This is a genomic window from Dyadobacter sp. BHUBP1 (genome assembly GCF_050587785.1).
GTDB lineage: Bacteria > Bacteroidota > Bacteroidia > Cytophagales > Spirosomataceae > Dyadobacter.
On the sequence record NZ_JBOBIH010000002.1, the window covers coordinates 488,826 to 501,428 of the forward strand.

General features: G+C 49.8%; 11 protein-coding genes. 8 read left to right on the plus strand and 3 right to left on the minus strand.

Features of this window, described 5'->3' with window-relative positions:
* Positions 1-182: 182 nt before the first annotated feature.
* The 4 genes from ACQ4MZ_RS08850 to ACQ4MZ_RS08865 all read left to right on the plus strand — a co-directional run bounded on the left by ACQ4MZ_RS08850 (position 183) and on the right by ACQ4MZ_RS08865 (position 3,880).
* Positions 183-716 carry a YceI family protein gene (locus tag ACQ4MZ_RS08850; protein ID WP_430844369.1) on the plus strand — a complete coding sequence of 178 codons (534 nt, stop codon included), beginning with the start codon at positions 183-185 and terminating at the stop codon, positions 714-716.
* A 129-nt stretch (positions 717-845) separates the two neighbouring features.
* Positions 846-2,213, plus strand: coding sequence for a hypothetical protein (locus ACQ4MZ_RS08855; RefSeq protein ID WP_430844370.1), 1,368 nt, complete (start codon positions 846-848; stop codon positions 2,211-2,213).
* Positions 2,214-2,227: 14 nt separating this feature from the next.
* Positions 2,228-3,313, plus strand: coding sequence for a Gfo/Idh/MocA family protein (locus tag ACQ4MZ_RS08860; protein WP_430844372.1), 1,086 nt, complete (start codon positions 2,228-2,230; stop codon positions 3,311-3,313).
* 9 nt (positions 3,314-3,322) lie between these two features.
* Positions 3,323-3,880, plus strand: coding sequence for an acyl-CoA thioesterase (locus ACQ4MZ_RS08865; protein ID WP_223402051.1), 558 nt, complete (start codon positions 3,323-3,325; stop codon positions 3,878-3,880).
* Between the two features lie 86 nt (positions 3,881-3,966).
* On the opposite strand, the gene ACQ4MZ_RS08870 is transcribed toward ACQ4MZ_RS08865, so the two are convergent.
* Complete coding sequence (locus ACQ4MZ_RS08870) at positions 3,967-5,532, minus strand: helicase HerA-like domain-containing protein (protein WP_430844374.1); 1,566 nt, start codon at positions 5,530-5,532, stop codon at positions 3,967-3,969.
* A 221-nt stretch (positions 5,533-5,753) separates the two neighbouring features.
* On the opposite strand from ACQ4MZ_RS08870, the gene ACQ4MZ_RS08875 reads away from it, so the two are divergent.
* The 4 genes from ACQ4MZ_RS08875 (at position 5,754) to ACQ4MZ_RS08890 (ending at position 10,357) form a co-directional block, all read left to right on the plus strand.
* Positions 5,754-6,758 carry an alpha-E domain-containing protein gene (locus tag ACQ4MZ_RS08875; protein ID WP_106594338.1) on the plus strand — a complete coding sequence of 335 codons (1,005 nt, stop codon included), beginning with the start codon at positions 5,754-5,756 and terminating at the stop codon, positions 6,756-6,758.
* 48 nt (positions 6,759-6,806) lie between these two features.
* Positions 6,807-7,547, plus strand: a complete 741-nt coding sequence (locus ACQ4MZ_RS08880) for a peptidase (RefSeq protein WP_106594339.1) — start codon at positions 6,807-6,809, stop codon at positions 7,545-7,547.
* Positions 7,548-7,728: 181 nt separating this feature from the next.
* Positions 7,729-9,132, plus strand: coding sequence for a phosphoglucosamine mutase (gene glmM / locus ACQ4MZ_RS08885; protein ID WP_430844376.1), 1,404 nt, complete (start codon positions 7,729-7,731; stop codon positions 9,130-9,132).
* Positions 9,133-9,208: 76 nt separating this feature from the next.
* Complete coding sequence (locus tag ACQ4MZ_RS08890; RefSeq protein ID WP_430844378.1) at positions 9,209-10,357, plus strand: cysteine desulfurase family protein; 1,149 nt, start codon at positions 9,209-9,211, stop codon at positions 10,355-10,357.
* 42 nt (positions 10,358-10,399) lie between these two features.
* Here ACQ4MZ_RS08890 and hemH read toward each other — a convergent pair whose 3' ends face one another.
* Together hemH and ACQ4MZ_RS08900 are read right to left on the minus strand one after the other, a co-directional pair.
* Positions 10,400-11,473, minus strand: coding sequence for a ferrochelatase (gene hemH, locus ACQ4MZ_RS08895; protein ID WP_430844380.1), 1,074 nt, complete (start codon positions 11,471-11,473; stop codon positions 10,400-10,402).
* Positions 11,474-11,589: 116 nt separating this feature from the next.
* Positions 11,590-12,537: an N-acetylornithine carbamoyltransferase gene (locus ACQ4MZ_RS08900; RefSeq protein ID WP_430844382.1), complete on the minus strand. Its 948-nt coding sequence runs from the start codon at positions 12,535-12,537 to the stop codon at positions 11,590-11,592.
* Positions 12,538-12,603: the final 66 nt, after the last annotated feature.

Consider the following 12,603-nt stretch of genomic DNA (forward strand, 5'->3'; position numbering starts at 1 on the left):
TATGGGTCGAGTTAGTATTTGTACTAAATGTAATGATGCTTAGTTACTTAAAAATTACGTGCCATTTATTTTATTGTGAACACCGGCGTCGGTCAGAATTAAATCGTTTTAATCGACGTTTGTACAGCAGGAATGTTAATTTTAGAGCGAGTAGTATTTAGTGAAATTTAAATAATACACCTATGGCAGTTACAAAATGGATCGTAGACCCGGCGCATTCTGAAGTACAGTTCAAAATCAAACACCTGGTCATTTCGACGATTACAGGTTCCTTCAATAACTTTGAAGGCGGGGCGACTTCGGACCTCAATAATTTTGAAAACGCGGAAATTCACTTTTCACTGGATGTGAACAGTATCGATACCAATGTGGAAATGCGCGATGCCCATTTGCGGTCGGCGGATTTCTTCGATGCCGAGCAATTTCCGCATATTACCTTTCAATCCAATTATTTTCATAAAGTAAAGGGCGACAACTATAAGCTCTCCGGACTTCTGACGCTGAAAGGCATTACCAAACCTATCGAGCTCGATGCCGAATATGGCGGCGCGGAAAAGGACAGTGAAGGCAATGTGCGCATTGGTTTCGAAGTAGAGGGCCGTTTGAGCCGTCAGGAATTCGGCCTGAATTACATGCAGCTGACCGACTCAGGCGGCTTAGTAATTGGTGAGGACGTGAAGTTGATCGCTAATATCCAGCTTGTAAAGCAGGGATAATCAGTGGTTTAACTATTTTCATAAACTTTTAATACCCGGCATGGACCTGAAAACTGGTTTGCCGGGTATTTTTGATTTCAATAGAAAATACGGGTAGCCGTCTTTTCATCAAACCTAAACTCGCAATCCATGAGAGTGCTGCGCATTATATTTAAAGTCATCGGGATATTTCTCCTGCTGCTCGTCCTCGCTATTGCCACCATGATCACAACCATGGACAAGACGCCGTATCGGGAAATGGCCTACTATAAGGAATGGAAGGACCTTATCGGTGGCGCAAAGGCCGTGGGCAGCCCCGCCGATACTGTGGGCAATTCCGGCGCATTACAGGCAGGTTGGGCGAAGGTCAACATCACACCGGCGTCGCCTACGCCCACCGCGGGTTATGGTAACCGACGCGGCCGCCCGTACACGGCCGTGCATGACTCCGTATATGTACGTGCGATTGTGATTGATAATGGGCATACCAAAGCCGCAATCATCGCAGCCGACTTGCTGATCATCCCTCCGACGGTGATCGAATCCCTGAAAGCAAAACTGAAACCCGGCGATATTCCTTTCGATCAGATCTATTTTGGCGCTACGCATAGCCATAACAGTGTAGGCGGTTGGGGAACAGGCATTTCTTCACTTTTCTTTTCGGGTAAATTCGATCCCGCTATTGTGGAAAACCTTGCCAACGCATTTCACAAAGCCATTACCGACGCTCAAAAGAAAGTCGAGCCTGTGCAGCTGACCTACATGGAGTCGCTCGATTCGGTTGATATCCGCAATCGGCTGGTAGGCGAGGAGGGAAGCGTCGATCCGGAGATACGTTCGGCGGCGTTCGTTACCAAAAGTGGACAAAAGGCCATTCTAAGCTCTTTTGCTGCGCATTCCACGGTTTTGAATTCCAAAACCATTGTCCTCTCGCGCGACTACCCGGGCGCGCTCGTGGATTCGCTCGAAAAAGGCCGCTACAATTTTGCGATGTACATGGCCGGCGCCGTGGGTAGCATGGGGCCGATCGAGCAAGGGACCGATGACTTCGATGAGGTGAAAAACCAGGCATTCGGCGTTCAGAAGGCATTATTGTCGCCTAATACGATCAAAGAAGAATCGAAAGGCGCATTGATTGAAACACTGACATTACCACTGCCGCTGCGCGATCCCTCGCCAAGATTGACAATGGGCATTGTGCTGCGCTCCTGGGCATTCAAAAAGGCATTTGGCGAATACCCTGTGTATGTGAAAGCATTGCGGGTCGGGAATATTCTCATGGTGGGCATGCCGTGTGATTTTTCCGGCGAACTGACCGCCCCGCTGGATGCGTATGCCAAATCCAAAGGGTTGAACCTGATGGTTACGAGCTTCAACGGCGGTTACATCGGCTATATTACCCACGACAAGTACTTCGATCGCGATTTGTACGAGACCAAGACCATGAGCTGGTACGGGCCGTATAATGGTGCCTATTTGCAGGAAGTGATTAAAGATATTATTGATAAATTATCCTAAAACCGTAACTAACGATGAGAACACTTGTAATCCTCTTTCTGGCGTTCCTGAGCCTTTCTTCGATGGCCCAGAAACCCGTTCGTGTGGTAGTAGCGGGGCTTAGCCACGGGCACGTCGGCTGGATTTTCAACCGGAAAGACAAAACGGATATTCAGTTGGTGGGCATCTGGGAAACGAATCCCGATTTGGTCAAACAGTTTACCGAACGCTACAAGCTCGATCCGAAGCTTTTTTATTCAGACCTCAACAAAATGCTCGACGAAACAAAACCGGAAGCCGTTTCTGCATTCGGGGCGATTAATGAGCACGTGGTAGTGGTGCGGGCTTGTGCGCCGCGGAAGATCAATGTGATGGTGGAAAAGCCGCTGGCTACCACATTTGCCGACGCGAAGGAAATTCAGAAACTTGCGACACAGCATAGCATCCACGTTCTGACGAACTATGAAACTTCCTGGTATGCGAGTAATCAGCATGTGAACCAACTTATTCAGGATGGAAAACTGGGTGAAATACGTAAGGTAATGGTCAACGACGGACACCAGGGACCCAAAGAAATCGGGGTTAGTAAAGAGTTTTTCGCTATTTTGACGGATCCGGTGAAGAATGGCGCGGGTGCATTGGTCGATTTCGGTTGCTATGGCGCCAACCTCATGACCTGGCTCATGAAAGGCGAGCGGCCGATTTCCGTAACCGCGGTTACGCATCAGAATAAGCCCGATATTTATAAGAATGTAGACGACGAGGCATCCATCATCCTGCAATATCCGATGGCGCAGTGCATTATCCAGGGCTCGTGGAATTGGTCTTTTGCGAGAAAGGACATGGAAGTATATGGTAACAAAGGCTACGCCGTGGCGGTGAATGCGACCACCGTGCGCCAGCGTTTGCAGGAAAAAGCGCCGGAAGAAACACTGAAACTCGACCCGCGCCCGGCACCTTATACCGATCCATTCTCGGTACTCGCGGACGTGGTACAAGGCCGTTTGAAGCTCGATCAGAACGACTTGTACGGGTTGCCGGTGAATGTGACCGTCGTCGAGATACTGGAAACGGCCAAGGAGGCTGCGAAAACCGGTAAGACTATCTTTTTGAAAAAATAAACAATACCTATGGAGCCCAGGCCGGTCAGTTTTTCCCAGACCACCCTCACTGAGTTAATGATTCCTTCCTACGCCAATTTCGGCGGGAAAATCCACGGAGGCATATTGCTCTCTCTGATCGACAAGGTCGCATATGCGTGCGCGTCGCGGCATGCGGGGACGTATTGCGTGACGGTTTCGGTGGATGCGGTGGATTTCCTCGAACCGGTGGAGGTAGGCGACCTGGTGTCGCTACACGCGTCAGTGAATTATGTGGGAAGGACTTCGCTGGTGGTGGGCATTCGCGTGGTCGCCGAGAATGTACGGAACCGCTCGGTAAGGCATACCAACACTTCGTACGTCACTATGGTCGCCAAAGACGACAACAATAAACCGACCGTTGTGCCCGAGCTGGTGTTGGAAAATGAGGACGACGCCCGTCGTTTTCTGGAAGCGATCAAGCGCCGGGAACTGAAAGAAAAATATCGTGACGCGTTTGACAATGCCAAAACGCGCCTCGATGTGCAGGATAACCTGGATAAGTTAGCCGATCAACGTTGCGTGATCGCTTATGATACCGATGTTTGATAAAATTTCAGGCTGAGCGGAGCGGGCCGCCGGGCGGTCGAAGCCGCGAGACAGTGCCGCAGCTTCGACTACGCTCCTGACAGTCTTTAGAATCCGAACAATCCCCCGCCGCTTTTCCGCGTGGTTGTTTTCTTGCCAAACAGCATTCCAAAAACGCCGCGCACTACCTCACGGCCGATTTGTTTCGCCAGCGGTGAGTTGAGCGCGTCGGAGATCATGCTCGATTGTTCTTTCTCTTTTTTTGCCTCTACTTTTGCTTGTACCTCTGCTTCTTTCGCTTCCGTTTCCTTGCGGGCCTGTTCTTCCATGCGTTTGGTCAGGATTTCGTAGGCGCTTTCCGGGTCTACGGGGTCTTTATATTTGGCATACACATCCGATTGCTGGACGTGTTTATCGTAGTCGGCCTGCACCATAGGTCCCATAATGGATGCCGGTGGCATTAAATGCGTGGCCGCTACTTCGGTAGGGATACCTTTTTCGTTCAAAACGGTGATTAATGCCTGCCCTATACCGAGTGTCGTCAGGACCTGGTCGATCGAATAGTAATCCGATTTCGGGTAAGTTTTGACGGTTTGCTTCAAAGCCTCGGCATCCTGCGGTGTAAATGCGCGGAGTACGTGCTGCACGCGGTTCCCCAGCTGCCCGAGCACCGATACCGGCACGTCCTGCGCCATTTGGGTACAAAAGAAAATACCCACGCCTTTGGAACGGATCAGGCGGACAACCTGCTCGATCTGTTCCAGGAATGCCTTGGGCGCGTCTTTGAACAGCAAATGCGCTTCGTCGAGGAAGAACACCAGTTTAGGTTTGTCCAGATCGCCAGCTTCGGGCAGTTTGTGGTATAACTCAGCCAAAAGACTCAGCATGAATGTCGAGAACAATGCGGGCTTATCCTGCACGTCGGAAACGTTCAGCAAGCTGATCACGCCTTGCCCGTCGACCTTGTTGATCAGGTCGTCGATATCGAATGATTTTTCCCCGAAAATGCTGCCGACGCCCTGTTGCTCCAATGCGACGATCTTGCGGAGGATCGTTCCGGCTGTGGACGCGGAAATCGTACCGTAATCGGCCTTGATTTCGGCAGCGCCGGGACCTTCCGCGAGGTAATTGAGGACTTTTTTCAAGTCGTTCAGATCTACCATCGGCAGGTCCTTGTCGTCGGCATATTTGAACAGGATAGCGAGTACGCCGGCCTGGGTTTCGTTCAGTTCAAAGATTTTGGAAAGCAATATCGGCCCGAATTCCAATACCGTGGCACGCATTTGTGCCCCCTTGTTGCCGCTGAGGGAATAGAGTTCGACCGGAAATCCTTTCGGTTCAAAAACGGTGCCGAGTATATGGGCGCGCTCTTCCAGGGCCGCATTGGTCTTGCCCGGCTGTGCGATCCCGGAAAGGTCGCCTTTAATGTCGGACATGAAAACAGGTACGCCGGCTGCGGAGAGCTGCTCCGCAAATACCTGCAACGTACGCGTCTTACCCGATCCCGTAGCTCCGGCCACGAGCCCGTGGCGGTTCATCATGCGCAAGGGAAGGTTCACGCGGGCCTCACCGATGATCTCGCCGTCGAGAATGGCCGACCCCAAATGAATTACAGGTTTGTCAGTTTGATAAGATTTCTGAATGGCTGCAATAAATTGTTCTTTCTTTGACACAGAAAATACGGGTTATGGTTTGATGAAAGGTTAAGTTACAAATTTTAAAGGTTTCAGGAAGATTCCAAGGCAAGGAAGCGAATTATTGTAGAATAATAATTTGTGAGGAAATAATATAACTTTTTGCATATGCTTGTATTTGCAAAATATTATTAGGTATTTTGGTTTGATCGCATTAGAATTATTCTGAGTTGTATTTTTAGAGACATTACTTTCCACTTATGTTGAGCCGCGTTGCGAATTCTATTTACTGGATGAATCGTTACATGGAACGGGTCGAGAATTACGCCCGTTTCGTGGGAGTTAATTTTAACCTGGCCCTGGATCTTCCGCCCGACGTGGACGAACAATGGGAGCCGTTACTGATCGCAACGGCCGATCACTTTCTCTTCTATAAGTATTACGATAAGCCTACAAAGGAGGACGTTATACATTTTATGACGTTTGATAAACGCAACCCGAACTCGATCATCAGCTGCCTCTACGAAGCCCGCGAGAATGCGCGGACCATACGGGAGACGATCTCAAAGGAGATGTGGGAGAGTATCAACACATTTTACCTGGCCATTAAAGGAACTTCGCCCGACGATTTCCGGAATATGGATCACATGCAGTCCTATTTCACAGACATCCGTAAAAACTGCCAGCTTTTCCACGGGGTAGTCGACTCATCGATCACGCGCAACGAGGCCTGGCATTTCGGACGGCTGGGCCGGCATATCGAGCGCGCCGACAAATGCTCGCGTTTCCTGGATGTGAAGTATTTTACATTGTTGCAGGACTCGGGGACTTCGGGTTCTACGCTCGATTTGATGCTCTGGACCGCGGTACTGAAATCGGTGAGTGCTTACAATATGTATCGGCAAACGCACCGTGCATTGACGCCGATGAACATCGTGGCGTTCCTGATCCTGGATAAGCTTTTCCCGCGCTCGATCGCGTATTGCGTGCGCCAGGCGGAATTGTCGCTGTACGCGATTGCGGGCTCCATTCCCGAGCGTGGTTATACCAACCCCGCCGAGCGCGCATTGAGTAAGATCCGCAGCGAACTGGAATTCACCGATGTAGAGGATGTTTTCAAAATGGGGCTGCATGATTACCTCGATAAATTCCAGATTAAGAACAATGAAGTGGATAACAAAATCTTCGATATGTACTTCGGATTGGAGACCGGGCAGTCGCAAAGCCAGAGCCAGGGGCATTTCAAAAGCCAGTGGATGAACTGATCAAAACTTTTATATCTTAGCGACTCTATCATTTTGAGCCGCTAAGACATGACATATTGCCTGGGTATCAAAGTCGCATCCGGCCTGGTGGCCATTGCCGACACGCGCCTTACATCCGGAACCGAGGTTTCGACCAATAAGAAAGTTTCTGTTTACCAGTCTGATAAGCATTCTATTTTCGTCATGACCTCGGGCCTGAGGTCGGTGCGCGACAAGGCCATTACCTATTTCAAAGAAGTCCTGGAAGAGCGGGACACTTCATTCGACAAGCTTTACAAGGCTGTCAATGCATTGGGGCAGCAGGTGCGGCGGGTGGCCGACGAGGACCGCTATGCGCTGAACAATGCGGGGCTGGTGTTCAACCTCTTTGCCATTGTTGGCGGGCAGTTGGAACACGACTCCGAACACAAGCTTTTTCTGTTATACCCCGAAGGCAACTGGGTGGAAGTGGGCGACGGCTCGCCGTTTATCATCATCGGCAACTCAGGCTACGGGAAGCCGTTGCTGTACCGGAGTCTTAAATTCGATTCTTCGATGCAGGACGCCCTGAAGATCGGATTTCTGTCGTTCGATTCTACAAGGGTTAGTTCCAACGACGTGGATTACCCCATAGATGTCGTCATGTATGAAAAGGATTCTTTCCAGCTGGTGGAGCACCGTTTCGAAAAGGACGATCTGGATTACGTGGGCAAGCAGTGGAGCGCGCTGCTGAGCAATTCCGTACAAAAATTGTCGTTGGAGTGGATGGACCCGGTATTTGGCAAAATGGGAGAAACTACAAAGGCATAACCGCTCGTTTTGACCTGAAAACGTATATTACGATTGGTTTTCCGGCAATCGGTCAACCTCGTGAACAGACGGAACATAAGAGTCCAGAAACTCAATTGTAGTTTTTTGTTTGTAGAAAAATCTAATTGCGGAGAGGGAATTTAGTATTTTTGCAACCAAACATAAAGAGGAATTCTAGATCGTGACGTTAATTAAATCTATCTCAGGAATCAGGGGAATAGTGGGAGGAAAATCGGGTGAGGCGCTGACTCCGATTGATGTTGTTAAGTTTGCTGCTGCATACGGGACATGGGTGAGGCGTACAAATCCACAGAATCTTAAGGTGGTGATCGGCAGAGACGCCAGGCTTTCCGGTGAAATGGTAAGCCGCCTGGTAGCCGGTACTTTACAAAGTGTGGGGCTGAATGTGCTCGACCTTGGCCTTTCCACTACTCCGACTGTCGAGATAGCCGTGAAAGCGGAAGGCGCGGCGGGAGGTATCATCCTTACAGCAAGCCACAACCCGATCCAGTGGAACGCCCTTAAACTGCTCAATCATGAAGGCGAATTCATTTCGGAAGCCGAAGGCGCCGAGGTGCTGCGCATTGCCGATGAAGAAGATTTCCTTTTCCCGGATGTAAAAAAATTGGGAAGCTATGCATCGGACAATACTTATCTCCAAAAGCATATCGAACACGTTTTGTCGCTGGCACTCGTGGATGTGGAGGCGATCAAAAATGCGAATTTCAAGATCGTAGTCGATGCGGTCAACTCGACGGGAGGCATTGCCGTACCGCTTTTGCTTGAAGCATTGGGCGTTGATTCCAAGAATATCAAAAAATTGAACTGCGAACCGACGGGCAATTTCGCGCACAATCCCGAGCCACTGCCGGAGCATTTGCATGATATCAGTAAGGAGCTTAACAATGGTTCCTACCACCTGGGTATCGTGGTCGATCCGGATGTGGACAGGCTTGCACTCATGTGTGAGGACGGAACACCATTTGGAGAGGAATATACGCTTGTAGCTGTGGCAGACTATGTTTTGAAAAACACACCAGGCAATACGGTTTCGAATCTTTCATCGACTGCCGCGTTGCGCGACGTCACGGTGAAAGCCGGCGGCCAGTATTTCGCATCGGCGGTAGGAGAGGTGAATGTGGTGAACGCGATGAAAGCCAACAATGCCGTGATCGGCGGGGAAGGTAATGGAGGAGTGATTTATCCTGAAAGCCATTACGGCCGCGATGCATTGGTGGGGATTGCATTGTTCCTGACGCATTTGGCGAAGTCAGGCAAAAAGGCGTCGGTTTTGAGAAGATCTTATCCGAACTATTATATTTCGAAGAACAAGATAGAGCTCACGCCGGAGATTAACGTCGATAACATTCTCGACCGTATCCAGACGCGCTATTCGAAGCAGCCCGTGAACACGATCGACGGTGTCCGCATCGAATTCGATCGCGAATGGGTGCATTTGCGCCGATCGAACACCGAGCCGATCATCCGTATTTATTCGGAATCGGAGACGCTGACTACCGCGACCAGCCTTGCCAATAAAATCATTTCCGATATCAAGGAAATTATTTCGGAACCGAAGAAATAATAAAGCTGTTGCTTAGCTAATTTGGGTCACTTGTTGTCTGAACTGACAATGAGTGATCTTTCTAATTTATATCCACATGAAAGTCTATCTGGACAATGCGGCTACGACGCAGCTGGACCCCGAGGTCCTGGAAGCTATGCTGCCGCTGATGACCGAGCAATTCGGTAACCCCTCTTCCATTCATTCATACGGCCGTGCCGTGCGTTCGTCTATCGAGCGGGCCAGAAAGAATATCGCAGCGATCCTGAATGCGGCGCCAGCCGAGATATTTTTTACCTCAGGTGGTACCGAGGCCGACAACACGGCAATCCGTTCGAGCATTGAGACATTTGGCCTGAAACACGCCATTACCTCACGCATCGAGCACCACGCGGTATTACACACGTTGGAGCACCTCAAAAAGCTGGGTGCCATCGAGCTGAGTTTTGTGAATTTGAATGCAAAAGGGGAGGTCGATCTGAAACATCTGGAATCGCTGCTGGCTTCCAAACCGCGTTCATTGGTGTCCTTAATGCATGGTAACAACGAAATCGGTAACCTGCTCGACCTGGAAGCGGCTGGCGATATTTGTGAAAAGTATGATGCCATCTTCCATTGCGACACCGTGCAGACGATGGGCCACTACCGCCACGACCTGCAAAAATTGAAAACGAACTTCATCGTCGGTGCGGCTCACAAATTCAATGGCCCTAAAGGCATTGGGTTTCTGTATGTGCGTCCGGGTATTAAAATAAATCCTTTCGTACACGGGGGCGCGCAGGAGCGCAACATGCGCGGGGGAACCGAAAACATTTACGGTATTGTAGGATTAGCGAAAGCATTGGAAATCGCTTACCGTGATATGGACGCGCACCGCACGCACATTGAAGGTCTTAAAAGCCGCATGATCGGCAAGTTAAGCGAAGGTATTGAAGGCGTTGCATTCAATGGTAATTCCGGAGATTTGAGCAAAAGCCTTTACACCGTTCTGAATGTAAGCCTGCCGCCCTCGGATATCAGCGATATGCTGCTATTCAATCTCGACATTGCAGGAATCGCTGTTTCTGGCGGCAGCGCGTGTTCGAGCGGTACCGATATCGGTTCACATGTTTTGAATGAGCTTAAAATCGATGAAAACCGTGCTAATGTGCGTTTCTCGTTCGGGAAGTACAATACCGAAGCTGAAATCGATTACGCAGCGGAAACGCTGATCGGCCTTTACAAGAAGGAGAGCGTTAGCTTGTAATAAAAAGCATTATCCTATAATAAGCCAAACCCGGCCCCTGAATCAGGCGGCCGGGTTTTTAATGATATCTTCAAGGCATTCTACCCAAATATCGCTATCGTTGAGACTCTCGACAAGCTGCCAGTGCTGGCCGCCTTCTTTCTCAAACATTTCTTTGTATTCTTCTCCTACTTCAATCGTCGTTTCCAGGCAGTCGGCTACAAATGCCGGCGAGAATGCTAACGCGCTTTTCACGCCTTTTTTGGTCAATTCAGGAATTACCTCGTCGGTATAAGGCTTGATCCACGGGTTTTTGCCCAAACGTGACTGGAAACAGGTAGTGTATTTACCTTCGGGAATGCCTAATCCTTTCACGAGCAAACGCGTCGTCTCGAAACATTGGGCACGGTAGCAATGCTGGTTGCGATGATCGAGCTTGTCGCAGCAGCTGCCGAACTGGCAAAAATGGCCGGTAACATCGCCTTTGGTGATCTGCCGTTCAGGCAAGCCGTGGTAGCTGAACACGAAATGATCGTAATCGTGCTGCGCCATGTATTTTTTACCCAAATCTACAAAACCCTGAATGAATTTCGGGTGTTCGAGGAAGCGGTTTACAAAGCGGATTTCGGGCAGAACTTCCCAGTCTTTCACGACGCGCATTACTTCTTTATATACCGAGCCGGTAGAGGCCGAAGCATATTGCGGGAAGAACGGCACGACGATGATTTCGGTCAGGCATTCCTTGCGCAATGCAGTCAGTGCTTTTTCAATGCTGGGGTTCTGGTAACGCATAGCCAGTTCGACTACGTAATCTTTGCCCAACACTTTTTGCAATTTATCCTTCACCGAATAGCCGTACGTTTTTAAGGGAGAACCGTCAGGTTTCCAAAGTTGCTTGTAAACCTTCGCAGACTTAGGAGCACGGAATGGCGCGATGATGAGGTTGATCAGGAACCAGCGGTTCAGGTACGGAATGTCGATCACGCGCTCGTCCATGAGAAACTGGCGGAGGTATTTACGTACATCGGGCACCGACGGGCTGTCCGGTGTACCGAGGTTTACGATCAGTACGCCGGTTTTGCGGACTTCATCCAGTGTTGTAGTATCGAAGGGTTGAGCCAATGCGGTTGTACTCATTTCATTAACAGTTTCATGATGCGGATGTATCAAAGTGTGATTAAGGTGACAATGAAATATGATTTTACTCTTCTTGATACATCCTCTTTTTATATTCAGTCCTGCAAAAATAACAATTACAGACCTAACAAGACCTCTTTCAATGCCGCCTGGGCTGACCATTCGCGGTTGGCAGCCTGCTCGATCACCAGCGAACGCGGGCCGTCGAGGACCTCGTCGGCCACCTTCATATTGCGACGTACTGGCAGACAGTGCATGAATTTGCCATTGTCGGTCAAAGCCATTTTAGCCTCGGTGATCATCCACGACGGATCGGTGTTCAGCACCTGTCCGTAGCTGTTGAATGACGACCAGTTTTTGCCATATACAAAATCCGCGCCTTCCAATGCCTTGTCCTGGTCGTAGATCACCTGGCCGCGCCCTACAAAATCGGGCGAGAGGTCATAGCCCTCCGGGTGTGTGATCACGAAGTCCACATCCATTGGGTTCATCCATTCGCAGAAGGAGTTGGCCACGGCTTGCGGCAATGCCTTGAAATGCGGCAGCCAGGTAAGCACCACTTTCGGGCGTTTTTTGAGCTTGAATTCTTCGATCGTAATGCAGTCGGCCAGCGATTGCAGCGGGTGCCGTGTCGCCGATTCCAGGTTCACGATCGGTACCTGCGCATATTTTTTGAACTGCTGGAAAACAATTTCCGAATAGTCTTTATCGCGGTCCTGCAAACCTGCAAAGGAACGGATGCCGATGATATCGCAATAGCTGCCGATCACAGCAGCGGCTTCCTTCACGTGCTCTGCCTTGTCGCCATTCATGATCACACCTTCCTCCATTTCGAGTCCCCAACCGTCCTGGCCTACATTCATGGTAATCACATTCAAGCCAAGGTTCTGGGCAGCTTTCTGGGTGCTGATCCTCGTCCTTAAACTCGAATTGAAAAACAACAGGCCTATGGTTTTGTTTTTTCCAAGCGTCTGATCTGCAAACGGGTCTTTTTTGGCTGCGATACCGCTGCTGATGAGCTGTGGGAGGTCGGTGACGTCTTTAATGGAAAGAAAGTGTTTCATTCAGGTTAAAATTTCGGAGATAGGTGTTCCTACTCTCAACTAGGACAAGGATGGTATTAGTTCAAA